This is a genomic window from Methylobacterium iners (assembly GCF_022179305.1).
GTDB classification, from domain to species: Bacteria; Pseudomonadota; Alphaproteobacteria; order Rhizobiales; family Beijerinckiaceae; genus Methylobacterium; species Methylobacterium iners.
Window position 1 is genome coordinate 1 of record NZ_BPQP01000019.1, and the last position, 21,982, is coordinate 21,982.

A 21,982-nucleotide genomic window follows, 5' to 3' on the forward strand; every position below is an offset into this window, starting at 1 on the left:
GGCCGAGTACGACAGGCTTCTCGGATCCGACGCGCATTCCTGATCTGCGCACGACCGCTTGAGGAACAGCAGAGACCGGGTGTCAGCCCTAGAGCAGAGGGCCGCCGGGCCTCAGGCGCTCAGCACCGTGCCGACGCGGGCCTCGACGGCGTCCCAGAAGGCGGCCGCGAGGTCGGGCCCGCCGAGCCGCCGGATCGCCCGGATGCCGGTGGGCGAGGTCACGTTGATCTCGGTGAGGTGCCCGTCGATCACGTCGATACCTACCAGGACGAGGCCGCGCCGCTTCAGCTCCGGGCCGATGGTGGCGCAGATCTCGCGCTCGCGCTCGGTGAGCTCCGAGGCGTTGGCGGCCCCGCCGCGCACGAGGTTCGAGCGGATGTCGTTGCGGGCTGGCACCCGGTTGACCGCGCCCATGGCCTCGCCGTCGATCAGGATGATGCGCTTGTCGCCCTCGGTGATGCGCTCGAGGAAGCGCTGGACCACCCATTGCTCGCGAAACGTCGCGGCGAAGAGATCGAACATCGAGCCGAAATTCGGGTCGTCGGGCGAGACCCGGAACACCGCCGCACCGCCATGCCCGTGGAGCGGCTTCATCACGACGGTGCCGTGCTCGGCCCGGAACGCCTCGATCTCCGCGCGGTCGCGGGTGATCAGCGTCGGCGGCATCAGCTGCGGATAGTCGAGGACGTAGAGCTTTTCCGGCGCGTTGCGGACCTCCGCGGGCGCGTTCACCACGAGCGTCTTCGGGTGGATGCGCTCCAGCATGTGGGTCGCGGTGATGTAGGCCATGTCGAAGGGCGGGTCCTGACGCATCAGGATCACGTCCACGCTCGACAGGTCGACGCGCTCCGGCGTTCCGAGGCTCGCATGGGCGCCCTCGACGTCCTGCACGCGCAGCGGCTCGACGCGGGCGCTCACGGTCCCGCCCTGCTGCGAGAGCCGGTCGGGCGTGTAGTGGAGCAGCTGGTGCCCGCGCGCCTGCGCTTCGAGCAGCAGCGCGAAGGTGGTGTCCCCGGCGATCCGGATCGCCTGGATCGGGTCCATCTGGACCGCGACGGTCAGGGTCATCGCCTCACGCGCCCCGCCCGCAGGCGCCGGGAGCCCGCCTCACTCGTCGTCGCCCTTCATCGAACGGCCGCCGGTGCGCCGGTCGTAGTTGCTGATAGCGCCGCGGCATTCCGGCGAGAGGCGCTTGCGGTTGCGCTCCATGCAGCGCTCGGCGTCGGAGCTGTTGGGATCGACGCCCGCGCAGAGACGGAAATAATCGTTCGCGCAGCCGAGCTGCAGGCCCTGGTCCTCGCGCTGCGCTTGGGCCGGCACGACGGCCAGGAGCAGGGCGAAGGGGGCGAGCTTGAGGGCGCGGGCGGCGGTCGGCAGGGCCGACGAGCGTGCCGTAGCGGGGCGTGACCAAACCAAACGCATCCTGCGTCGTCCTTCGCGAAAATGGGGATTGAGTGGGCATATCGGGCAGCCGGGCGGGTATGCAAGCGCCGTCCGACGGAGGTCGGCCCGAAAGGCGGCAGGGTTGTGACGCCCGGGGCGGTGGGGCACGCGTCGCGTCGAGGGCGACAAAAAAGCCCCGCTCGGGGAGGAGCGGGGCCGAGTGCAAGGGAGGAAACGCCCGCCATGGGCAGGCATCCCGACGCAAGATCCGAGCCATTCGCCGGCAGACGCGGCGGCCCGGCCCCGCCCGGCGCGGGCCGAGGGCCGATCGGAAAGCCCGCCGACGGCCTCCGCGCCACGCTCTGCGGAGGAAGGCCGCGGCTGGAAACGCTCCGTTAACCACCCCGTGATGATCTCCGGCTGCGCGGAACGCCAGGGGGCGAAGAGCCGACCCGAGGGGCGGAGCGCGCGACAGGTGGAACGGACCGCAAGCGATGAATGCTGAGAGATCGCTCTTCGAGGCCGCTGCCGGCACGCCGAGGGACGGCACGACCGGCCGGATCGTGGCATTTCCCGGAACCGCGCCCCGGCGCTTCCGGCGCGAGGTCGAGCCGGATGCCGAGCGCGGGCAGATCCTGCTCTTCACGGGGGTTCGCTACGAGCGGATGCCCGAGGCCGAGACGAGCCCGACGCGGCGCCGCCGGCGCTCCTGACGCCACACCGAGAATATCCGCCCGAGAAGACCCGCACCTGGGCGAGCCGGGCGCGTCCGGAGAACGAGCATCCCCGATGTCGCCAGCCGCCATGCGCCATCGCCTCGAACGAGGCGGCACCCGGATCGCATCGCTCCTGGTCCTGGCCGCGCTCGCCGCCTGCGCGCAGGAGGGCGATTTCGGACGCCCGGCGCCGAGCGCCTGGAACGGCCTCGTCGAGAGCACCGGCACGCTGGCCGCCCGCATCCGCGAGGAGCCGGCCTCCGCCTTCGCGCTCACCGACGACGAGCGCATCCTGCGCGACCGGGCCTGGCGCTTCCTGATGCCGGCGGCCGGGCGCGACGCCTTCACAGACGTGCTCGCGAACCTGACGCGGACCCGCGTGCTGCCGCCGACCTGGCGCCTGGCGGACGAGGCCTCCTACTCCGACACCCTGATGTCGGAGGCGTTCCGCTCCCCCGTCTCCCGCTATCGCCGGCTGTCCGAGGACGTGGTGGCCGACGGCCGCCTGATCCCGCCCTTCGCGGCGGCGGCCGCGCGCGTCGCGGGGGCGGATGCGCTTCGGCTGCGCAGCCTGCCCTTCGTGCGGACGCTGGAGGACGACGACGTCCGCGAGGCGGCGATGCGGGTCGCCGAGAACCGCTGCCTGATCGCCTGGGTGCGGCTGGAGACGGGCGCCCGGATCGGTCGCTACCGCTTTGCCCTCGAGCACCTCCTCATCGAGGTGCCCACCGCCGAAGCGGTCGCGGCCGAGCGCAGCCTCGGCTTCCTGGAGGCGCGCCGCGCCCTCCTCGATCCCCTGCTGCCGGTCGGGGCCGAGGCGCGTTGCGGCCTCGTCGAGCCGGTCGCGACCGGTTCACGGCCGGTCGTCGCGAAGTACTGATCCGGGATCAACCGCCGGGCTTGGTCTCTTCCTCCTCGGTATCGACGGTGCAGGACACGGCCTGGACCGCCTCGTTCGCGCCGGCGCGCTGGCTCGGCAGGCCGGCGATGACCCGGACCACGACGTAGCCCTCCCGCTCCGGCGCGACGATGCGCACGTCGCGGCTGACCTCGTTCTCGTCCTCGTTGGCGAGCACCTCGTCGTATTGGGCACGCGTGAGGACGACGAGGTCGAGGCCGCCGCGCACCGCCGCCTGGTCGGTCACCGCGTAGAAGGCGCCGCGTCGGCCGTGGACGGCGAGCGAGAGCATCAGCGGCCCCGTGCGCGCCGAGACCCTGAGCGGTCCCTCGTTGAGGTCGTAGGCGCAGATGCCGACGGCCACCGCCGGATCGGGGATGGGCAGCCAGGCCTCCGCCGGCGCGGGCTCGCTGCCGGTGGCCAGCGTGTGGACGCGCATCGCGTGGTCGAGGCTCGCGCCGGTCCGGGCGCGGGAGAGCGCGTCGGCCTCCGAGAAGGTCGGGATCGCGAGCACGACGGCGATGTGCACCAGCCCGGCGAGGACCAGCCCGCAGAGCGTGGCGAGGAGGAAGCGGCCGCGCGGGCTCATGTCCGGCACCCGAGGCGGGTGATCGCCGGCAGGGCCGCGCGCTCGATGCTGCCGGCGCTGGCGGCCACCGGCGTGTCGTAGAGGCGCAGCGCCAGGCGGACCGGCCCGGTGGGCCGCGGCATCGGCAGCCAATTGCCGGGCTGCACCTCGGGGTTGATCGCGACGACGAAGCGGCCGTCGGCCTCGCGCAGGACCTCCGTCGAGGTGAAGCCTTCGCGAAGCAGCGGCCGCCCCGGATCGCGGGCGCCGCGTCCGGCGATGGTCAGGGTCCAGGCGCGGGCCGGCGGGGTCCGGCCGGACACCGTGTAGCTGCAGGTCGCGTCGAGCGCCCGGCCCGTGTTGTCCTCGGCGGCGGTGAGCAGCATGCCCTCGCCCACTGCCAGCGGCACCTCGCCCCGGCGGGCGTTGACCGCCCGCGCATAGGGGTCGGACCCCACCGAGCCGGTGCGCGGCCAGGCGGTCCAGGCGCCCACGGCGACACCGCCGAAGGGATAGCCGCCCCGGGTCGCGTAATCGGCGCTGGCCAGGCCGAGACCGCCGCCGAGCGCCAGGGCATAGATCACCAGGCTAACATCGGAGGCGCGGCGGACGACTCCGCCCACGACCTGGCGCAGGAGGCCGCCTCTCGCGCGGGCGGGGAACGACCCCGGGGCGGCCGCGTCGGCTTGGCTCATGCCCCTAAGGCGTCCCGATCCGGTTGCCCGGGGTTCGCGAGCCCTCGGCGACGATTTCGGTCAGGCCCGGAACGGCCGCCTGCTTGGCGGCGGGTTCGACGGCGCGAAAGAGCCCGTTCAGGCCGCCGATGACCTCGAAGGACCGGCGCGAGAGCTTGCCCGACCCATTGGCCATCCCGTTGACGGGCGCAGCCGCGCCGGGATCGCGACCGGCCTGCGCCACGGGGCGCCCGGCATCCTTGAGGCCCGGCATCGGCGTCAGCTCGATGCCCTGGTGGGCGGTCTCCATGACGTCGTGCCAGGTCATGGCCGGCAGCGAGCCGCCGGTCATCTTGTTCGTCGTGCTGTGGTCGTCGTTGCCGAACCAGACCGCGCCGACGTAATTGCCCGTGTAGCCGACAAACCAGGCGTCCCGGTACTCGTTGGTGGTCCCCGTTTTGCCGGCGACCTTGATGCCTTCGAGCTGCGCGCGCCGCGCCGTGCCCTCGTCGATCACCTTGTTCAGCATGAAGTTCATGTCGGCCACGACCTGGGTCGAGAGGATCTGCGGCGGCTTCTCGTCGGCGTGGCGATAGATGATCTCGCCGGCCGAGTTCTTCACCTCCATCGCGGCGTAGGGCTTGGCCTTGCGCCCGCCATTGGCGAAGACGGCGTAGGCCGCGGCCTGGTCGATCACGCTCACCTCGGCCGAGCCGATCGGCAGCGAGACGGAATCGGTGAGCGGATGGGTCAGGCCCATCTGGCGCGCGGTCTCGATGATCTTGGCCCGGCCCGCCTTCGCCGCCCTCGCCTCGTGCGAGATGCCCATGGCCTTGCCCAGCGCGATCGAGATCTGGATCGGGATCGTGTTGATGGACTTGGCGACCGCGACCGTCAGGTTCGTGGCCCCGGCAAACGAGCGGCCGTAGTTCTGCGGGCACCAGTTGCCGATGCAGATCGGCCGGTCCACCACCTTGGTGTCCGGCCGGTAGAGGCCGGCCGCCAGGCCCGCCGCGTAGACGTAGGGCTTGAACGAGGAACCGGGCTGGCGCAGCGCGTCGGTGGCGCGGTTGAACTGGCTCTGGCCGTAATCGGCCCCGCCGACCATGGCGCGCAGCGCCCCGTCCGGATCGAGGATGACCAGGGCCGCCTCGTCGACCTCGTACTGCTCGCCGTACTGACGCAGGATGTTCTCGACCGCCCCATCGGCCCTCTTCTGGATGGTGAGGTCGAGCGGCGTCTTCACCGTCAGCACGCGGTCGTTCCGGAGCTTGCCGGCATCGGCCAGGCCCTTGATCTCGTTGAAGGCCCAGTCGAGGTAGTAATCGGCCGTGATGTCGCGGGTCCGCGTCACCGGGGTCGCCGGGTTGCGAAGCGCCGTCTGGATCTGACCCTCGGTGACGAAGCCCGCCTCGACCATGTTGTGCAGCACGTCCGCGGCGCGGGCGCGGGCGGCGGGCAGGTTGACGTGGGGCGCGTATTTCGTCGGCGCCTTGAACAGGCCGGCGAGCATTCCGGCTTCGGCCAGGCTGATGTCCTTGAGCGGCTTGCCGAAATAGTAATCCGCGGCCGCGACGGCGCCGAAGGTACCCCCGCCCATATAGGCGCGGTCGAGATAGAGCTTCAGGATCTCGTTCTTGGTGAGGTGCGTCTCCAGCCAGAGCGCCAGGAAGGCCTCGTTGATCTTGCGCTCGAGGGAGCGCTCGTTCGTCAGGAAGAGGTTCTTGGCGAGCTGCTGCGTGATCGACGAGCCGCCCTGCGTGCCGCCCCCGCCCCGCGAGTTGTTGACGAGCGCGCGGGCCGTCCCGATCGGGTCGATGCCCCAATGCTCGTAGAAGCGCCGGTCCTCGGTGGCGACGAGCGCCTTGATCATGATGTCGGGGAAGTCGTCGAGTTTGAGCGAATCGTCGTGCTTGATGCCGCGACGCCCGACCTCGACGCCGTAGCGGTCGAGGAAGGTGACCGCGAGGTCCTGGGTCTTCAGCCAGTTCTCGCTCGTCAGGTTGAAGGCGGGCTGGGCCAGCGCAAGCAGCCCGATGGCGCCGACCGTGCCGAGCGTCGTCGCCTCGCTCGTCAGGTCGAGGGCGACGCGGCGCCAGCCGCCGACCGCGAAGACGCCCATGCGCTTCTGGAAGCGCTCGTACCAGTCGCCGGCCGAGCGGCCGCTGTCGTACAGGCTCGCATTCACCCAGGCGTCGAAGCCGAGGGCGGCGCGCCGGATGCGCGTCACGAAGCTGCTGGCGGTCGGCAGACGCACGGCCTGTTCTCTCGTCCCTGGGGCGCCCACGACAACGAAGGCCGGCGCCCACCTCTCCTACCAAGCCCTGCGCCCGTCCGCGAGGCTTGGTTCTACCGACGGCGCACCGCGCCTGATCCCGACAACGCGCGATGGGCGCCGAAGGTCTGCTCGTCCGTGCTTCACGTGTCATTAACCTTGATGCCGGAATGGGGCGGGGCGGTGGCGGCTCCGGCCACGCTTGCTCGGTAGGCCGGCTTGCGGCAGGAGGGGGAACAACTCCCCGCAACCCTTCAAGACGCCAAGGTGCCCATCATGCGGGACCGCAGGTCCGCGCAAGCCCCTCGCATTCCCGAAGCGCGTGTTCCCGCAGCCGGGGAGGACCAGCCGTTCTGGCGGGTGAAGCGTCTGGAGGACATGTCGCCCGCCGAGTGGGAGAGCCTCTGCGACGGCTGCGGCCGCTGCTGCCTTCTGAAGCTCGAGGACGAGGACACCGGCGAGGTCTTCCCGACGGATGTCGGCTGCACCCTGCTCGACGGGCATGGCTGCCGCTGCCGCGACTACGCCAACCGTCAGAAGCGGGTGCCCGATTGCGTGCGCCTGACGCCGGAGGCCGTGCGCACCATCGCCTGGCTGCCGCCGACCTGCGCCTACCGCCTCCTGAACGAGGGGCGCGACCTCTATCCGTGGCACCCCCTCGTCTCGGGCCGTCGCGCCAGCGTCCACGAGGCCGGCATCTCGGTGCGCGGGCGCGTCTCCGGCAACGAGGAGGAGTTCTCCGAGGACGAGCTCTTGGACCGCATCGTCACCTGGCCGGGCCGCACGCCCGAGACCGAGGACGACAGGGATTGATGCGCTAGATCGGCTTGATCCGGTCGATCGCGTCCTCCGTGAACGCGATGGTCCCATCCCGGTACTCGACGAGAACGTCCATGTTCCGCTCGATCCAGCGGGCCAGCAGTTGCTCCTCCCCTGCGGTCAGGCCGGGTCCATCGGTGCAACGATAGGGACGCAAAGCGTAGGTACTCGTTTCCTCGGCCCTGACTTTCGGCGCCGGCGAGATCTTGACCCGTACATCATGCTCGGCGCCACCCCGCTGCGAGATGAACACGATGAAGGGAAGCCCGGTCCGCTCCGTGCGAAGGTTCGCCATGCCGAAGGTGGCCTGCCCCTGCGCCTTGCCATCAAGGATTGAGGGGTGAACGTTCATTCGGGCACCGATTGCAACCCGGGAGACGTCATCCTATCCGCGTTTGCGGGCTTTGTCCCTTGGCCTCACGCCGTAGGAGGCCTGCGATCTGCCGACGAGCCTGATCGAATCAGGAACCCCGCGATCCGCCCCTTCGTTCTCTCCACATAGGATGGGCGCGTGTGCTTCGGTGCCGCCCGTCAAGCTCAAACAAAGGGACGCGCGACATGGGCCTCTTCTCGAAGCCGATCAAGACGCTGGACGACCTGTTCACGCATATGCTGCAGGACATCTACTACGCCGAGCAGCAGATCACCAAAGCCCTGCCGAAGATGATCGACAAGGCGACCAACCAGCAGCTCAAGCAGGGCTTCGAGCAGCACCTGCGCCAGACGGAAGGCCAGATCGAGCGCCTCGATCAGGTCTTCAAGATGCTCGACAAGCCGGCCAAGGGCGTCGATTGCGCGGCCATGGACGGCATCATCGCCGAGACCAAGGAGATCATGGGCGACGTCGACGACCCGCAGGTCATGGATGCGGCGCTGATCGCCGGGGCCCAGGCCGTCGAGCATTACGAGATCACCCGCTACGGCACGATCATCGCCTACGCCAAGCAGCTAGGCCACCACAACGTCGTCGGCCTCCTGCAGCAAAGCCTCGACGAGGAGCGCGCCACGGACAAGACCCTAACGGGCCTCGCCGAGCAGGGCGTCAACCGCAAGGCCGCGGCCTAGCCCCGGCCGGCCTCGCCGGCGAGGAGACGCCCGCCGGCGAGGCCGTTCGCCGCGATGATCCCGGCGACGACGACGAGGTGGGCGGCAAGATCCGTCACCGTGGCATCGTGGGGATGGAACGGCACCAGCAGCGCGGCGGCGCCGGCCGCCGCCGCGAGACCGCCGAGCGCCGCCGTCAGGTTGGGCCTGAGCGGGCAGGCCCGCCGCAGCATCAGCACGAGGGCGAGCGAGAGCGGGACGGAGAAGGCGAGCAGGAAGACGAGGCAGCCGCCCGTCTCGCCCCCATCGGCCAGGTTCGTGCCCGGCGCCACCCAGTTGCGCAGGCAGCCGAGGCCGCTCGCGCCGACCCAGAGGGCGGTGGGCGCCAGGGGCAGCAGGGCCCAGGACGCGCTGCGGCCGGGCACGCTCGTCTGAAACGTGGCGATGGCCGCCGTCAACGCCGTGAGCAGCGCGCCGAGCGCCGCGTAGCGCAGGTCGGGCAGTGCCATCCGGATGCGCAGGCCCTCGACATCGGCCAAGGGCATCAGGGCGAGGCCGAGCGCGACCGCGCCCACGAACCAGGAAAGACCGCGAAGCCAGGGCGTGCGCAGACGCCGGACCGGAGTCAGGTTGTCGGCTAGATCTTCGAGCAGGCGGTCGTGCCGGGCGCTCGTGCCGGGCGGGCCCTCAGACATCCCCCTCTCCCTTGTCCCTCGTGAGCGTCAGGCGCAGCGCCTTCAGCGCGCGGTGCAGGTTGACCTTCAGGGCACCCTTGCTGCGTCCGGTCAGGATCGCTGCCTCGGCCAGCGAGCGCTCGCGGAAGGCAAGGTGCTCGACCGCCTCCCGCTGCCCCGGCGGCAGGGCGGCGACGGCCTGCGCAAGGGCGCGGTCGCGCTCGCGCGTTTCCAGGGCCTGGCCGGGCACGGGCTCGTGGTCCGCGTGGGCCTCGTAGGCGACCGGATCGTGGACCTCCCGCGGCCGGCGGCCGCCGCGCCGCATGACGTCGATGGCCCGCCGCTGCGCGATGGCGCGCAGCCAGGGCAGGAACGGGCGGGCCGGATCGTAGGTGGCGCGTGCCTTGTGGATGGTGAGCAGAGTGTCCTGCACCACGTCGTCGATCCCGTCGGCCCGCACGCCCTGGGCACGGGCCATGCCGGCGATGACCGGCAGGCAGTCGCGCAGCAGGGCGCGGTAGGCGGCCGCGTCCCCGCCCTGCGCCGCCGCCATCGCGGCGGCGAGCCTGTCCTCCAGCGCCATGACTGCCCTGTCGCCGCTTCGCCCCGCCAAGGAGCGCGACCTTAGCGGCTGCGCGGCAGCGGGCGAAGGCCGCGGCGCGGCGATGGGGAGGCTTATGGCGGCAAGGCTCATCGCTCAGGCCCTGTGGGCCGCGGCGCGGCCTGGTCTCTGCTCTTCGCCGGCCCGCCTGCCGGGGTTACGGCGCGCCGTCCCCGAGCCGGAAGCGGTCGACGTCGCGCAGCAGCTCGACGAAGGCGCGGGCGCCGTAGTCGAGGGCGGCGTGCCCCGCCTCGGCGGTGCCGAGCCGGGCGTCGCCCATGGCGCCCGAGGCATGCAGGTCGCCGGCCTTCCAGGCGAAGGCGGCCGGGCGGCCGGCCCGCAGGTAGCGGAACTCCCGCTTCATCGCGACCGAGCGCGGCTCGAAGAGCGCCACCGCCTCGCGGCGCACGAGGTCGGGCCTGAGCGCCAGCATGAGGGCGGTCTCGATGCCGCCGGCATGGATGCCGTGGCGGATCTCGTCCTCGGGAAACAGCCCGTCCGGATAGCCGAAACGGCTCCAGGCCGTGGTGACGGCGAGCAACCCGTGCCGCGCGCGCAGATCGCCGGCGACGAGGTCGATCAGCGCACTGTTGCCGCCGTGCGAGGTGACGATGACGAGCTTCTCGCAGCCGGCGCGGTGGACGCTCGCGCCGATCTCCGTCCAGGCCCGGAGCGCCGTCGTCGTCGTCAGGGTGAGCGTGCCCGGATAGGCGTCGTGCTCGTCCGACTTGCCCAGGCTCTGGATGGGCAGGACCAGCACGTCGAGGTCGTCGGGCGTGCACGCCGCCACGCGGGCGAGGTAGCCCTCCGCGATGATCAGGTCGGTCGAGAGCGGCAGGTGCGGCCCGTGCTGCTCGGTCGCCGCGACGGGCAGGACCGCGATGGCGCGGGCCATGTCGCGGCTGGCGAAGTCCCGCGTCGTCAGGTCGGACCAGGGACGGGCCGGCATGCTGTCGCTCTCCTGAGGTCGAGCCCGCGAACCGCTTCATAGCGCGGCGGACCCGGGCCGATCCTTCACGCCGGCCGCCCGAATGCAAGAAGGCGCCCCCGGATCCCTCCAGGGGCGCTCCCACCAATCCCGCCGCGGCCCATGCCGCGCGGCTCTACGACACGAGGATCAGATCTTCTTGACGGCGTCGGCCGCGCCCTGGGCGGCGTTCTTGATGCCGTCCTTGGCATCGCCGACCGTCTTCTGCGCGTCGCCCTTCAGCTCCTGAGCCTTGCCCTTGGCCTGCAGCTTCTCGTTGCCGGTCGCCGAGCCGATGCCCTGCTTGATGTTGCCGACCGCTTCGTTGGCGAGGCCCTTGACCTTGTCGGTCGTGCTGCTCATGGGAAAACTCCCGTTCTTGAAGCGCGCTGCGACCACAGGATGTGTTCGGGCGCGCTCGGACCGACTGAACGATGAACCCCGGTGAATGTTCCGCCACGCCTGACGCCGTCCGCCTCACGTTTTCGGCATGGAAACCGGCCCTGAACGCCTCGCAGCGCACCACACCCAGCGCCTGCAGCTCCGCGCAACTCTTCAAATTTTTTGTTGAACAGCGTCAAATTTTTTCAGCCCAACCACCGGTCGAATGCTGGCAAAGCTTCTTGAATTCAAAATAAGGGCGGATAAAACCACAGACGTGGCAAGACGAGTTCGAAAAGAAGGTTATGAGGTCGCCTGTTGCGCCAGCCCCGCGGAAACCGGCGTGAGCGTGGCCGAGGGCGCCTCCATTCCCGTCTTGATCCTTCCCTCGCTCCTGCATCGCTTCGCCGGAGGCAAGCCGTGCCGACGCATCGGGCCTCTTCCCGCGGCTGACGGGGATGCGCGTTGGGCGAACCCTTTCCCGGCCGTGATCCTCACCCCGGGGCGGAGGACGCAGTGAGCGAGACCATCGGGCTCCCGTCAGCGGGCCGGACATCAGGAACACGAGCATGAGTATCGCGATCGTCGGCGCCGGTGCCATCGGCGGCTTTCTCGGCGTCAGGCTCGCCAATGTCGGCGAGCGGGTGACCTTCATCGCGCGGGGCGCCAACCTCAAGGCGATCGAGGCCGGCGGCATGCGGCTGATCGAGGAGGACGGCTCCGAGATCCACGCCCGGGACGTCCGGGCGACGCAATCCATGGAGGAGGCCGGCCCGCACGAGGTCGTGCTGCTCACCGTGAAGGCGCACCAGGTCGGCCCAATCGCCGCCGACCTGCGCCACCTCGTCGGCCCCGAGACCGTCTTCGTGACGATGCAGAACGGCATCCCGTGGTGGTACTTCTCGCGCGGGCACGGCGGTGAGCTCGCGGGGACCCACCTCGAGACGGCCGATCCCGGCGGCCTCATCGCCAAGCATCTCGACCCCGCGCAGGTGATCGGCTCGGTGGTCTACCCGGCGGCCGTGCTGACCGAACCGGGGGTCGTTCAGGTGATCGAGGGTCACCGCTTCGGGCTGGGCGAGCTCGACGGCACGATGAGCCCCCGCGTCCAGGCGCTCGCCCAGCGCCTGATCAAGGCGGGCTTCCGCGCGCCGGTGACCAGCGACATCCGGGCCGAGATCTGGCTCAAGCTCTGGGGGAACCTGAGCTTCAACCCGATCTCGGCGCTCGCTCACGCCACCCTCGTCGAGATCTGCCAGTTCCCGGAGACCCGGGCGCTCGCCGCCGACATGATGCGGGAGGCGGAGACCATCGCCAACAAGCTCGGCATCACCTTCAAGCTCGGCATCGAGAAGCGCATCGCCGGGGCTGAGAAGGTCGGCGCGCACAAGACCTCCATGCTCCAGGACGTCGAGGCCGGCCGCCCCATCGAGCTCGAGGCGCTCGTCGGCTCGATCATCGAGCTCGGCCGCCTCACCGACACGCCCACCCCGCATATCGACACGGTCTACGCCCTGATGCGGCTCCTGTCGCAGAGCCTCGACAAGGCCCGCGGGCGCCTCGCCATCACGCCGGCCTGACCCCGAAGACCTCAAGGACCACGCCCATGGCCGAGAAGGCAGCAACCACCCTCCACGCCCTGATCCGGGCCGGCTCGGACGAGGCCACCGCCCTGTCGAGCCCGGGCGGCGTGCCCCTCAGCTTCGGCGCCCTGCGCGCCCTGACGGAGCGGACGATCGTGGCCCTGAACGCCCAGGGCATCGGCCGCGGCGACCGGGTCGGCATCGTGCTCGGCAATGGGCCGGAAATGGCCGCGGCCTTCATCGCGGTCGCGGCCGGCACCACCTCGGCCCCGCTCAACCCGGCCTACAAGGCGGACGAGTTCGCGTTCTACCTCACCGACCTCAACGCCCGGCTGCTCATCGTCGCCGAGGGCGACGGGTCGCCCGCCGTCGCGGTGGCGGAACGCCTCGGCCTGCCCGTGGCGCGGCTGCACCCCACGCCCGAGGAGGGGGCCGGCAGCTTCACCCTGTCCTTCGGCGACATGCCGGGAGGCGCGCCGGCCCGCGGCGGACCGGCCGAGCCGGACGACGTCGCCCTCGTCCTGCACACCTCGGGCACGACCTCGCGGCCCAAGATCGTGCCGCTCAGCCAGCGCAACGTCTGCGCATCCGCCTGCAACATCCGCACGGCGCTCGCCTTTACCAGCGAGGATCGCGGCCTCAACATCATGCCGCTGTTCCACATCCACGGCCTGATCGCGGGCATCCTGGCCCCGCTCGCGGCGGGCGGCCAGGTCTCGTGCACGACGGGCTTCAACGCGCTCAAGTTCTTCGGCTGGATGAGCGAGGTCCGGCCGACCTGGTACACGGCGGTGCCGACCATGCATCAGGCGATCCTCGGCCGCGCCTCGCGCAACGCCGAGATCATCAAGGCGAACCCCTTGCGGTTCATCCGCTCCTCCTCGTCCTCGATGCCGCCGCAGGTGATGCAGGAGATCGAGGCCGTGTTCGGGGCGCCCCTGATCGAGGCCTACGGCATGACCGAGGCCGCCCACCAGATGGCCTCGAACCCGCTGCCGCCGCGGCCGCACTACGCCGGCTCCGTCGGCATCGCGGCCGGCCCCGAGATCGCGATCGTCGACGAGGACGGCGAGCCCCTGCCCGCCGGCGAGACCGGCGAGATCGTGATCCGCGGCGACAACGTCATGACGGGCTACGAGAACAACGAGGCCGCCAACGCCTCGGCCTTCACCCGCCAGGGCTGGTTCCGGACCGGCGACCAGGGAACCCTGTCCGAGGACGGCTACCTCCGGATCACGGGCCGCCTGAAGGAGATCATCAACCGGGGCGGCGAGAAGATCTCGCCCCGCGAGGTCGACGAGGTCCTGATGGACCACCCGGCCGTGTCGCAATGCGTCACCTTCGCGATGCCCCACGACAAGCTCGGCGAGGACGTCGTCGCGGCCGTCGTGCTGCGCGAGGGCGAGTCCATCCCCGAGAAGGACCTGCGCGGCTTCGCCTCGGAGCGCCTGGCCCCGTTCAAGGTGCCGGCCAAGATCGTCTTCCTCGAGGAGATTCCGAAGGGCGCCACCGGCAAGCTCCAGCGCATCGGTCTGGCGGAGAAGCTCGGCCTCGCCTGATCCTGCGCGCCCGCAGCGGCGGACCTGATCCGGCGAGTGTCCCGTCGCTCGGGGGCGCGAAGGTTTGACTTATATCCAATCCGCGTCTTAGTAAGATGCAGATTGGATATAAGGCGTCATGGCGAGCGAAGCGGAGTTCCTCGACGGCTACGACCCGAGCGCCTACGAGCGGCTCACCCTGGCCGTCGACCTCGTCCTCCTGGGCTTGAGCGGCGGGAGCCTCGCGGCGCTCCTCCTGGAGCGGCAGGCCCATCCCCATGCGGGCCGCTGGGCGCTGCCGGGCGGCCTCGTGGGCATCGACGAGCCCCTCGAGGCCGCGGCCGCGCGGGTGCTGCGCGACAAGGCCGGGCTGACGCAAGCCCATCTCGAACAGCTCTACACCTTCGGCGGCCTCGACCGCGATCCGCGGATGCGCATCGTCAGCGTCGCCTACCTCGCCCTGTTGAGCGAGCGCGCCTTCGCCGAGGCGCTGGCGGGCGGGTCGGGTCTCGTCGCCGCCACCCTCGACGTGCCCTGGGCCGGCGAGGCCGGCGGCCCGGTCACCGCCCGCGCGGCGGGTGGCGCGCCACTCCCGCTCGCCTTCGACCACGCCGAGATCCTGGCGCTCGCCGTCCTGCGGCTGCGGGGCAAGCTCGACTACTCGGAGGTCGGCTTCGCCCTGCTGCCCGAGCACTTCACCCTGCGCCAGCTGCAGGACGTGCACGAGGCGATCCTGGGCGCCCCCCTCAACAAGCCCGCCTTCCGCCGGCGGATGCTCGACCGGGGCTGGCTCTCCGCCACCGGCCTTCGCGAGGCCGGCACGTCCTTCCGCCCCGCCGAACTCTACCGTTTCCAACGGCCGCGCTGACCCCGAGGAGGAGATCATGGCCACGATCCGCAACATCGGTTTGGTCGCCCAGCTGAGGAGCGAGGCGAGCAGCCACGTCATCCGCTACCGCAAGGGCCGGGTGCGGCTGAGCGAGCGGGGCCCCGTGTTCTGGTTCCGGCCGGAGACCGCCAGCATCGCCGAGATCCCCATGGACGACCGCGAGATGACGCTCTTCGTGAAGGGCCGCAGCCAGGACTTCCAGGTCGTCGCGGTGCAGGGGACGATCGGCTGGCACGTCGTCGATCCCGAACGGCTGGCGAGCCGCGTCGACTTCTCCATCGATCTCGCCACGGGCCGGCTCCAGGGCGAGCCCATCGAGAAGATCGAGGCGCGCATCGCCGGGCTCGCCAGTCAGGCCGTGCTGCAATATCTCGGTGCGGGCCCTGTGCGGGCGCTCCTCGACGCGGGCCCCGAGCCCCTGCGCGGCCGTCTCGGGGCCGCGCTGACGGCGGATGCCTCCCTGGCCGAGATCGGCATCGCGGTGGTGACCGTGCGGCTCACCAATCTCGCGCCCAGCAGCGAATTGGAGCGCGCGCTGCAGACGCCTACCTTCGAGGCCCTGCAGCAGAAGGCCGACGAGGCGACCTTCTCCCGCCGCGCGCTCGCCGTGGAGAAGGAGCGCGCGATCGCCGAGAACGAGCTCGCGACCCGGACCGAGCTGGCACGGCGCGAGAAGCTGCTCATCGCGGAGGAGGCGGAGAATGCCCGCAGCCGCGCCGCGGGCCTCGCGCAGGCGCGCGGCGTCGAGGCGAGCGCCGAGGCCGAGCGCATCCGCCTCGTCGAGGGCGCGCGGGCGCAGGCCGAGGCGCAGCGCGTGGCCATCTACCGCGACCTGCCGCCGGCCGTGGCGCTCGGCCTCGCCGCGCAGGAGCTCGCCGGCAAGCTGACCAGCATCGAGCACCTCAACGTGACGCCCGACCTCTTCGCCACGATGCTGCGCGAGTTCCGCGGGGGCCCCGCCCTGGTCGACGCCCGCTGAGAACGCCCCCATGCCGGCCGTGACGCCCCGCGCCGTCTTCGTGATCCGCGAGACCGATTACGAGCAGCTGATCGCCCGCCACGCGACCCGCGGCCAGGCCCGGTTCTTCCTGGAGAGCCGCGGCGAGCGGATCGAGGCGGTGGCGGAGCGCCACGAGCGCTTCCAGGCCGTCCTGGCGCAGGCGCGCGCCTCGGTCCCGGGTGATTGGCGGCAGGCCGTTGTGCGGCGGGGCGACCTCGACCGCTTCCTCTTCGCCGCCGAGGACGTCGTCGTCGCCGTCGGGCAGGACGGGTTGGTGGCCAACGTCGCGAAATATCTCGGGAGCCAGCCCGTGATCGGGGTCAACCCGGCCCCCGACCTCTATGACGGTGTCCTCGCGCGCATCGCCGTCGACCGGCTCGGCCGGCTCCTGCCGGCGAGCGTCCACGGCGCGGCCCGGATCGAGCGGCGCACCATGGTGCAGGCCGTGCTCGATGGCGGCGAGACCCTGTTCGCCCTCAACGAGATCTTCGTCGGCCATCGCAGCCATCAATCCGCCCGCTACCGGATCGAGCTCGGCGCGCAGGCCGAGGACCATTCCTCGAGCGGCCTCATCGTCGCCTCGGGGACGGGCGCCACGGGCTGGGCGCGCTCCATCGCCGAGGCGACGGGGCTCGGCCTGTCCCTCGACCCGTCGGAGCCGGGCGTCGGCTACTGGGTGCGCGAGCCCTTCCCCAGCGTCGCCACCTCCGCCCGGATGCGCGCCGGCAAGCTCACCGACCAACCCCTCCGCGTCACCTCGCGGATGAACGACGGCGGCGTGGTCTTCGCCGACGGCATCGAGCAGGATTTCCTCAGCTTCGGCTGGGGCCGCCGGGTCCAGCTCGCGCCGGCCGCCCGCGCCCTCCACCTCGTGACCGACTGACCCGCCTCGACGCGTCGCGCGCGTCGATGTGAGACCGTCTCAGCCCGTCTCCTCCAGCTCCGGGCCGCGGGTGGCGTCGAGGCCTTCGGCGGGTTTCAGGGTGACCGGGGCGCCGGTGCGGGCGGATTCGTAGATCGCCTCCATGAGGACATGGTCCTGCAGGCCCTCCTCGCCGGGCGTGCGCGGGCGGCGATCGTTGAGGACGCATTCCGCCATGTGGTCGATCTCGAGGGCGAACTGGTTCTTCTGCGCGAGCACCCGCGTCACCCGGGCCTCGGCCTTGCCGTCGGGATAGGAGATGACGAGGCGCTGGCCCTCGTAGGCGAAGGCGTTCTGCAGATCGAGGTCGCCGCGCTCGGTATGGACCTGCAGCCGGCGCGATTCGTGGACGCCGTAGCTCGTCCCGCATTGCGCGATGACGCCGGAGGGGAAGCGCATCGTGAAGGCGACGTTCTCCTCCACCTCCTTGAATTTCGGATCGTCCGGGCTGGAATGGATCTGCGCCTGGATCAGGACCGGCTCCTCGCCCAGGAGTGCGCGGATGGTGTTGAGGCAGTAGATGCCGATATCGGGCAGCGCGCCGCCACCGGCCAGCGCCTTCTTCAGGCGCCATTGCTCCGGCAACCCCGTGGTCTGGCCGTTGAAGGCCGTGATCATGCGCGGTCGGCCGAACTCGCCGGAGCGCGACAGCCGGGCGACCTCGCGGTTGTAGGGCTCGTACTGGCAGCGATAGGCGATCATCAGCTTGACGTTCGCCTTCGCGCACGCCGCGATCATGTCGCGCGCCTCGGCCGAGGAATTGGCCATCGGCTTCTCGCAGAGCACGTGCTTGCCGGCCGCCGCGGCGGCGAGGACCTGGTCGCGGTGCAGCCCATTCGGCGTCACGATGTAGACGACCTGCACGGCCGTGTTCTGGCGCAGCCCCTCCCACTCGCCGTAGCCGTAGACCGCGTCCGGCGCGACGCCGTATTGCTCGGCCGCGAGCCGCGCCTTGTCGGGCGTGCCCGACATCAGGGCGACGAGGCGGGCCTTTTTCGTTTCCCCGAAGGCCGGCAGCAGTTCCTCGAGGCTGAGACGCCCGAGGCCGACGATGGCGAAGCCCACGCGCTTGCCCGGCGGCATCGGCGCGCCCGGCGGCGGCGGCTCGCGGTCGCCCGGGCCGCGCCAGTTCGGAAACAGGACCTTGCCGCCCTGTACCGCGCCGGTATCGGCCGGCACGGAAGGCCCGCCGGGCGAGGCGGCGGAGGCCGCGTTCATCCCGAGCGCCGCCCCCGTCAACGTGGCGCCGCCGGCGCGCAGCAGGTTGCGTCGGGAGAGTGTGAGGTCGTCATCCGCCATGAGGCTCCCGTCCTGAAACCGCGCCGTCCGAGGTCGACCCCGGGAACCCCGTCACGGAAGGCGCGGTTCCGAGCCCGGTCTAGTCCAGCGCCTCGAGCGTTGCGACGCGGGCGCGCAGGGCGCTGTTCTCGGCCCGGCAGGCCCGCAGGTCCCGGGCGACTTCGAGGGAAACCGGCACGGCCGCCGGCCGTGGGCGGATGAAGCTGATGCCGGCCCGGTCGCCCTCGCGCCAGATCAGCCTCGCCCGGCGCGTGGCGGCCTGGTGCGGGATCGTGAGGTCGAAGGTGTCGGGAAGCGGTATGGTCTCGCCCACCGCGAGGCAGGCGCCGTCCCCCGTGATGTCGCGAACCAGACAGGCCGTGGTGGAGGCCATGGCGGAAACGCTCAGGTCGGCGCCGAGCAGGGCCCGGCGGCGGGGCTCGCGTCGGCGTTCGGGTGTCGCTCCGGTCATCGGGTCATCCGCGGGTTGCATCATCGTTGAACGCAACCAAGCAGGATTCGCGCATGGCGGGAAGCGGTAAGCTTGGCTTAACCCTAACGGGCCGAGCCTCACGAGGGCGGTGGGTCCGGCGCCTCGACCTCGCCCCGGCGCTGGAGCTGCAGGGCCACGAACCAGCACAGGCCCGCCCAGGCCGCGCCGACGCACCAGCCGGCGAGGACGTCGCTCGGCCAGTGCACGCCGAGATAGACCCGGCTGATCCCGACCAGCAGCGTGATCAGCACGCCCAGGAGCAGCACGAGGATCTTGATCCGGGGCTCGCGGTCGACGCGCGCGAGCAGGCTCGCGAGCGTCAGGTAGGCGATCGCCGACATCATGGCGTGGCCGCTCGGGAAGCTCGCGGTGAACACGTCCATGCCGTGGGGCACGAGGTCGGGCCGGGGGCGCTGATAGAACATCTTGAGCACCGTCGAGGCGAGCGTTCCTCCGCCGATCGCCGCGAGGACGAACACGGCGATGCGCCGGCGCCGCGTCAGCGCGAGGTAGGCGGCGACCGCCAGCGTCACGAAGGTGATCGTGAACATGCTGCCCAGCCCTGTGATGTCGCGCATGGTCTCCTCGAGCCAGCGCGGCCCGATCGGGTCCGACAGGTCGGTGGGATTGCGCAGGGATAGGAGGATCTTGCGGTCGAAGGCCTCGGTCGAGCCCTCGCCGACCTCGTCGGCCAGCGCGATGAAGCCGTAGCCGAGCAGGCTGACGGCGAGCAGCGCCGCGAGCGGCCCGAGTTCGTTGAGGCGCAGGCGCCGCCACAGGACCGAGGCCCGCTCGGCCAGGGGAAGACGCTCGTAGGCGGACAGGGGGACCTTCATGGTGGGCTAGATAGGCGCCGTCCCGGCGCGGTCACGGGGTCGTCCGAAGGCGAAGGCGCCCCGCTCCTCCCAGGGACCGCCGAGGTAGCGCCAGAGCAGCAGCCCCGGCGCGGTGAAGCGGAACGGGACGAAGCCCTGTTCGAGGGCGGCGTGGAGGGCCCGCGCCTCCTCCGGCCGCACCTTGTTCTGGACCGTGACGTGCGGGCGCCAGCCCTGGCGGTCCTGGGCGGTCAGGACGCCGGCGAAGCGGCGGGCGAGCTCGGCCCGGAGGGCGGACAGGGCCGCCGATTCGAGAACGTAGGCGACGCCGCGGCCGGTGAAGCGCAGGCCCGTGACCGCGATCTCGGGCGCGTCCCGCCCCCGGGTCAGTTCCGCCAGGGTCGCGGCGATCTCGGCCTCGTCCGGCCCGGGCAGGTGGTGGAACAGGGTCGCGTGGGCCGGGATGCGGTTGAGGCGCTCCGGAAAGTGGCGCCGCCGCAGGCCGTCGAAATGCGCGAAGGCCTCCGCCTCCATCCGGAGCGTCAGGATCAGCGGGTCGGGGGTCGGCGCCTCGTGCATTGTGGGAGGACATGGCGCGCGGAGCGGACAGCGCTAGGGGCGGGCGTGCTTCGCCCCTTGCTTTCGAGACCCGGGAAGGAGCCCGTCCGGTTGCGGTAGCGGGCCGAAGGCGGCACAGGGTCGACCCCGAGACGACCGGAGGGCGATGGCGTGATCCGCGACGAGCTGCGACCGATGGAATCCGTGGCCGACCCCGAGATCGCGGTCGGCCGGCTGGCGGCCCTGCATGCCGCGGCGACCCAGGCGCTGCAGGCGGCGCTCGCGCGCTACCTCGACGGCGGCCCGCCGCCGACCCACGCTGAGCGGCTGCAGTTCCGCTACCCCGAGCTGCGGATCACCTATCAGCCCACGGGACCAATGCCGCGGATCAACCGCGCTACCGCGAAGTTCCAGGCGCCGGGCACGTACAGTACCACGGTGACGCAGGCGGGCCATTTCCGGCCCTACCTCCTCGAGCAGCTCCGGCCCCTCGTCGCCGATTACGGCGCGAGCCTGGAGGTGGGCCTGAGCGCCCAGGAGATCCCCTACCCCTACGTGGTCGAGCCCGGCGCCAGCCTGGCGCGGGCCGGCATCACCTCGCGCGACCTCGCCACCTGGTTTCCCGTCCCCCTGCTCTCGGTGGTGGGCGACGAGATCGCCGACGGGCTCTGGCTCGAACACGCGGGCGAGCCGCGTCCGCTGGCCCTCTTCGACGCCATCCGGGTCGACTACTCCCTGCGCCGGCTCGTCCACTACACCGGCAGCGACTGGCGCGACGTGCAGCCCTGGATCCTGCTGACGAACTACCACCGCTACGTCGATGGCTTCGTCCGCCACGGGCTCGAGCGTCTGGCGAGCGACGAGGGCGGTTTCGAGCGCCTGATCCTGCCCGGCGGCATCACGGTCACGCGGGCGGAGGCGGCCTCGGCCGATCCGGCCGCGCTCATCGCGGCCTCGCCCTGGCACAAGTACCAGATGCCGGCCTACCACCTCGTCGCCCGGGGCTCCGACGGCTCCATGCAGGGCACGACGCTGGTCAATATCGGCGTCGGCCCGTCCAACGCGAAGACGATCACCGACCACCTCGCGGTGCTGCGCCCGCATTGCTGGCTGATGGTCGGGCATTGCGGCGGCCTGCGCCAGTCGCAGACCATCGGCGACTACGTGCTGGCCCACGGCTATTTCCGCCGCGACCGCATCCTCGACGAGCTCGTGCCGCCCGACGTGCCGGTGCCGGCGCTCGCCGAGGTTCAGCTCGCGCTCCAGGCGGCCGCGGCCGGCGTGACCGGCGAGACCAGCGACGCCCTCAAGCGGCGCCTGCGCACCGGCACCGTCGTCACCTACGACGACCGCAACTGGGAGCTGCGCTTCTCCCAGGAGCGGCGGCGCATCAACCTCTCGCGCGCCATCGCCGTGGACATGGAGAGCGGCACCATCGCCGCCCAGGGCTACCGCCTGCGCGTCCCCTACGGCACCCTGCTCTGCGTCTCCGACAAGCCGCTCCACGGCGAGATCAAGCTGCCGGGGGCAGCCAACGCCTTCTACGAGCAGGCGGTCGCCGAGCACCTGCTGATCGGGCTGGCCGCCCTCGACAACCTGCGCGCCGACCGCCACGGCCTGCATTCGCGCAAGCTCCGAAGCTTCGACGAGCCGCCGTTCCGATAGGGCAGCCGTGCAACCGAGGGTCACGGTGGGAATGGAAAAATTACGAATACCAAATTCGAAACCGCCTTTTTGAGAGGCTCCTTAAGGGTCGGTTATCCTCTTTTGAGCCCTGCTGGCTCGCGTCGCACCGCGCCCGGGATCGCCTCGGCAACGGAGTTTGCGGCGAGGGAAAACCGAAGATGCTGTCGCGAATCGTCGACCTGAAGATTGCCGTGAAGATCGGTCTAGCCCTGCTCTGACC

General features: G+C 71.2%; 24 protein-coding genes. 10 read left to right on the forward strand and 14 right to left on the reverse strand.

Features of this window, described 5'->3' with window-relative positions; translation table 11 throughout:
• Window positions 1-111 precede the first annotated feature (111 nt).
• Together gshB and MFF55_RS06580 are read right to left on the reverse strand one after the other, a co-directional pair.
• The gene (gene gshB, locus MFF55_RS06575; protein ID WP_238243286.1) at window positions 112-1,068 is read right to left on the reverse strand and encodes a glutathione synthase; all 957 of its coding nucleotides are present in this window, start codon (window positions 1,066-1,068) and stop codon (window positions 112-114) included.
• Window positions 1,069-1,107: 39 nt separating this feature from the next.
• On the reverse strand, window positions 1,108-1,422 hold the full coding sequence (locus MFF55_RS06580) for a hypothetical protein (protein WP_238243287.1): 315 nt from the start codon (window positions 1,420-1,422) through the stop codon (window positions 1,108-1,110).
• 455 nt (window positions 1,423-1,877) lie between these two features.
• Here MFF55_RS06580 and MFF55_RS06585 point away from each other — a divergent pair, with 455 nt between their 5' ends.
• Window positions 1,878-2,096, forward strand: coding sequence for a hypothetical protein (locus MFF55_RS06585; RefSeq protein WP_238243288.1), 219 nt, complete (start codon window positions 1,878-1,880; stop codon window positions 2,094-2,096).
• A gap of 76 nt (window positions 2,097-2,172) precedes the next feature.
• A complete protein-coding gene (locus MFF55_RS06590) occupies window positions 2,173-2,979 on the forward strand; it encodes a hypothetical protein (protein WP_238243289.1) in 807 nt (268 codons plus the stop codon).
• Window positions 2,980-2,986: 7 nt separating this feature from the next.
• On the opposite strand, the gene MFF55_RS06595 is transcribed toward MFF55_RS06590, so the two are convergent.
• The 3 genes from MFF55_RS06595 to MFF55_RS06605 are packed head-to-tail and all read right to left on the reverse strand — an operon-like array spanning window position 2,987 to window position 6,496.
• Window positions 2,987-3,586 (reverse strand): DUF1254 domain-containing protein, encoded by a 600-nt coding sequence (locus tag MFF55_RS06595; RefSeq protein ID WP_238243290.1) that lies wholly within the window; start codon window positions 3,584-3,586, stop codon window positions 2,987-2,989.
• Complete coding sequence (locus tag MFF55_RS06600) at window positions 3,583-4,260, reverse strand: DUF1214 domain-containing protein (RefSeq protein WP_238243291.1); 678 nt, start codon at window positions 4,258-4,260, stop codon at window positions 3,583-3,585. The genes MFF55_RS06595 and MFF55_RS06600 overlap by 4 nt, the downstream gene beginning before the upstream one ends.
• A gap of 4 nt (window positions 4,261-4,264) precedes the next feature.
• Window positions 4,265-6,496: a transglycosylase domain-containing protein gene (locus tag MFF55_RS06605; protein WP_238243292.1), complete on the reverse strand. Its 2,232-nt coding sequence runs from the start codon at window positions 6,494-6,496 to the stop codon at window positions 4,265-4,267.
• Between the two features lie 294 nt (window positions 6,497-6,790).
• Between MFF55_RS06605 and MFF55_RS06610 the strand changes: the two genes are divergently transcribed.
• Window positions 6,791-7,327, forward strand: coding sequence for a YcgN family cysteine cluster protein (locus MFF55_RS06610; protein ID WP_283206707.1), 537 nt, complete (start codon window positions 6,791-6,793; stop codon window positions 7,325-7,327).
• Window positions 7,328-7,331: 4 nt separating this feature from the next.
• Here MFF55_RS06610 and MFF55_RS06615 read toward each other — a convergent pair whose 3' ends face one another.
• Window positions 7,332-7,685: a hypothetical protein gene (locus MFF55_RS06615; RefSeq protein ID WP_238243293.1), complete on the reverse strand. Its 354-nt coding sequence runs from the start codon at window positions 7,683-7,685 to the stop codon at window positions 7,332-7,334.
• Window positions 7,686-7,891: 206 nt separating this feature from the next.
• On the opposite strand from MFF55_RS06615, the gene MFF55_RS06620 reads away from it, so the two are divergent.
• Window positions 7,892-8,398 (forward strand): YciE/YciF ferroxidase family protein, encoded by a 507-nt coding sequence (locus MFF55_RS06620; protein WP_238243294.1) that lies wholly within the window; start codon window positions 7,892-7,894, stop codon window positions 8,396-8,398.
• Here the strand turns inward: MFF55_RS06620 and MFF55_RS06625 are convergent.
• The 4 genes from MFF55_RS06625 to MFF55_RS06640 all read right to left on the reverse strand — a co-directional run bounded on the left by MFF55_RS06625 (window position 8,395) and on the right by MFF55_RS06640 (window position 10,982).
• Window positions 8,395-9,072 (reverse strand): NrsF family protein, encoded by a 678-nt coding sequence (locus MFF55_RS06625; protein WP_238243295.1) that lies wholly within the window; start codon window positions 9,070-9,072, stop codon window positions 8,395-8,397. The two genes, MFF55_RS06620 and MFF55_RS06625, sit on opposite strands and share 4 nt — an antisense overlap.
• On the reverse strand, window positions 9,065-9,634 hold the full coding sequence (locus MFF55_RS06630; protein WP_238243296.1) for an RNA polymerase sigma factor: 570 nt from the start codon (window positions 9,632-9,634) through the stop codon (window positions 9,065-9,067). Before MFF55_RS06630 ends, MFF55_RS06625 begins: the two co-directional genes overlap by 8 nt.
• A gap of 175 nt (window positions 9,635-9,809) precedes the next feature.
• On the reverse strand, window positions 9,810-10,601 hold the full coding sequence (locus tag MFF55_RS06635) for a creatininase family protein (protein ID WP_238243297.1): 792 nt from the start codon (window positions 10,599-10,601) through the stop codon (window positions 9,810-9,812).
• Window positions 10,602-10,769: 168 nt separating this feature from the next.
• Window positions 10,770-10,982 (reverse strand): CsbD family protein, encoded by a 213-nt coding sequence (locus tag MFF55_RS06640; RefSeq protein WP_238243298.1) that lies wholly within the window; start codon window positions 10,980-10,982, stop codon window positions 10,770-10,772.
• Between the two features lie 587 nt (window positions 10,983-11,569).
• Here MFF55_RS06640 and MFF55_RS06645 point away from each other — a divergent pair.
• From MFF55_RS06645 to MFF55_RS06665, 5 genes are all read left to right on the forward strand, one after another.
• Complete coding sequence (locus MFF55_RS06645) at window positions 11,570-12,580, forward strand: ketopantoate reductase family protein (protein WP_238243299.1); 1,011 nt, start codon at window positions 11,570-11,572, stop codon at window positions 12,578-12,580.
• Between the two features lie 26 nt (window positions 12,581-12,606).
• Window positions 12,607-14,142 carry an acyl--CoA ligase gene (locus MFF55_RS06650; RefSeq protein ID WP_238243300.1) on the forward strand — a complete coding sequence of 512 codons (1,536 nt, stop codon included), beginning with the start codon at window positions 12,607-12,609 and terminating at the stop codon, window positions 14,140-14,142.
• Window positions 14,143-14,260: 118 nt separating this feature from the next.
• Window positions 14,261-14,989 (forward strand): NUDIX hydrolase, encoded by a 729-nt coding sequence (locus MFF55_RS06655; RefSeq protein ID WP_238243301.1) that lies wholly within the window; start codon window positions 14,261-14,263, stop codon window positions 14,987-14,989.
• A 16-nt stretch (window positions 14,990-15,005) separates the two neighbouring features.
• A complete protein-coding gene (locus tag MFF55_RS06660) occupies window positions 15,006-15,989 on the forward strand; it encodes an SPFH domain-containing protein (RefSeq protein ID WP_238243302.1) in 984 nt (327 codons plus the stop codon).
• Between the two features lie 10 nt (window positions 15,990-15,999).
• The gene (locus tag MFF55_RS06665) at window positions 16,000-16,893 is read left to right on the forward strand and encodes an NAD(+)/NADH kinase (RefSeq protein WP_238243303.1); all 894 of its coding nucleotides are present in this window, start codon (window positions 16,000-16,002) and stop codon (window positions 16,891-16,893) included.
• A gap of 39 nt (window positions 16,894-16,932) precedes the next feature.
• On the opposite strand, the gene MFF55_RS06670 is transcribed toward MFF55_RS06665, so the two are convergent.
• The 4 genes from MFF55_RS06670 to MFF55_RS06685 form a co-directional block, all read right to left on the reverse strand.
• Window positions 16,933-18,231, reverse strand: a complete 1,299-nt coding sequence (locus MFF55_RS06670) for a Gfo/Idh/MocA family protein (RefSeq protein ID WP_238243304.1) — start codon at window positions 18,229-18,231, stop codon at window positions 16,933-16,935.
• Between the two features lie 79 nt (window positions 18,232-18,310).
• The gene (locus MFF55_RS06675) at window positions 18,311-18,682 is read right to left on the reverse strand and encodes a PilZ domain-containing protein (RefSeq protein ID WP_238243305.1); all 372 of its coding nucleotides are present in this window, start codon (window positions 18,680-18,682) and stop codon (window positions 18,311-18,313) included.
• Window positions 18,683-18,780: 98 nt separating this feature from the next.
• On the reverse strand, window positions 18,781-19,539 hold the full coding sequence (locus MFF55_RS06680; RefSeq protein ID WP_238243306.1) for a phosphatase PAP2 family protein: 759 nt from the start codon (window positions 19,537-19,539) through the stop codon (window positions 18,781-18,783).
• A gap of 6 nt (window positions 19,540-19,545) precedes the next feature.
• Window positions 19,546-20,097 (reverse strand): 2'-5' RNA ligase family protein, encoded by a 552-nt coding sequence (locus MFF55_RS06685; protein ID WP_238243307.1) that lies wholly within the window; start codon window positions 20,095-20,097, stop codon window positions 19,546-19,548.
• Window positions 20,098-20,247: 150 nt separating this feature from the next.
• Between MFF55_RS06685 and MFF55_RS06690 the strand changes: the two genes are divergently transcribed.
• Window positions 20,248-21,741 (forward strand): AMP nucleosidase, encoded by a 1,494-nt coding sequence (locus MFF55_RS06690; RefSeq protein ID WP_373874740.1) that lies wholly within the window; start codon window positions 20,248-20,250, stop codon window positions 21,739-21,741.
• The last annotated feature ends 241 nt before the right edge of the window (window positions 21,742-21,982 follow it).

Coding starts and splice junctions, on each gene's coding strand:
- MFF55_RS06635 (WP_238243297.1), bottom strand. CDS start 10,601: ATGCCGGCCCGTCCCTGGTCCGACCTGACGACGCGGGACTTCGCCAGC.
- MFF55_RS06650 (WP_238243300.1), top strand. CDS start 12,607: ATGGCCGAGAAGGCAGCAACCACCCTCCACGCCCTGATCCGGGCCGGC.
- MFF55_RS06670 (WP_238243304.1), bottom strand. CDS start 18,231: ATGGCGGATGACGACCTCACACTCTCCCGACGCAACCTGCTGCGCGCC.
- MFF55_RS06630 (WP_238243296.1), bottom strand. CDS start 9,634: ATGGCGCTGGAGGACAGGCTCGCCGCCGCGATGGCGGCGGCGCAGGGC.
- MFF55_RS06600 (WP_238243291.1), bottom strand. CDS start 4,260: ATGAGCCAAGCCGACGCGGCCGCCCCGGGGTCGTTCCCCGCCCGCGCG.
- MFF55_RS06620 (WP_238243294.1), top strand. CDS start 7,892: ATGGGCCTCTTCTCGAAGCCGATCAAGACGCTGGACGACCTGTTCACG.
- MFF55_RS06660 (WP_238243302.1), top strand. CDS start 15,006: ATGGCCACGATCCGCAACATCGGTTTGGTCGCCCAGCTGAGGAGCGAG.
- MFF55_RS06665 (WP_238243303.1), top strand. CDS start 16,000: ATGCCGGCCGTGACGCCCCGCGCCGTCTTCGTGATCCGCGAGACCGAT.
- MFF55_RS06655 (WP_238243301.1), top strand. CDS start 14,261: ATGGCGAGCGAAGCGGAGTTCCTCGACGGCTACGACCCGAGCGCCTAC.
- MFF55_RS06610 (WP_283206707.1), top strand. CDS start 6,791: ATGCGGGACCGCAGGTCCGCGCAAGCCCCTCGCATTCCCGAAGCGCGT.
- gshB (WP_238243286.1), bottom strand. CDS start 1,068: ATGACCCTGACCGTCGCGGTCCAGATGGACCCGATCCAGGCGATCCGG.
- MFF55_RS06645 (WP_238243299.1), top strand. CDS start 11,570: ATGAGTATCGCGATCGTCGGCGCCGGTGCCATCGGCGGCTTTCTCGGC.
- MFF55_RS06585 (WP_238243288.1), top strand. CDS start 1,878: ATGAATGCTGAGAGATCGCTCTTCGAGGCCGCTGCCGGCACGCCGAGG.
- MFF55_RS06625 (WP_238243295.1), bottom strand. CDS start 9,072: ATGTCTGAGGGCCCGCCCGGCACGAGCGCCCGGCACGACCGCCTGCTC.
- MFF55_RS06640 (WP_238243298.1), bottom strand. CDS start 10,982: ATGAGCAGCACGACCGACAAGGTCAAGGGCCTCGCCAACGAAGCGGTC.
- MFF55_RS06680 (WP_238243306.1), bottom strand. CDS start 19,539: ATGAAGGTCCCCCTGTCCGCCTACGAGCGTCTTCCCCTGGCCGAGCGG.
- MFF55_RS06590 (WP_238243289.1), top strand. CDS start 2,173: ATGTCGCCAGCCGCCATGCGCCATCGCCTCGAACGAGGCGGCACCCGG.
- MFF55_RS06615 (WP_238243293.1), bottom strand. CDS start 7,685: ATGAACGTTCACCCCTCAATCCTTGATGGCAAGGCGCAGGGGCAGGCC.
- MFF55_RS06675 (WP_238243305.1), bottom strand. CDS start 18,682: ATGACCGGAGCGACACCCGAACGCCGACGCGAGCCCCGCCGCCGGGCC.
- MFF55_RS06595 (WP_238243290.1), bottom strand. CDS start 3,586: ATGAGCCCGCGCGGCCGCTTCCTCCTCGCCACGCTCTGCGGGCTGGTC.
- MFF55_RS06580 (WP_238243287.1), bottom strand. CDS start 1,422: ATGCGTTTGGTTTGGTCACGCCCCGCTACGGCACGCTCGTCGGCCCTG.
- MFF55_RS06685 (WP_238243307.1), bottom strand. CDS start 20,097: ATGCACGAGGCGCCGACCCCCGACCCGCTGATCCTGACGCTCCGGATG.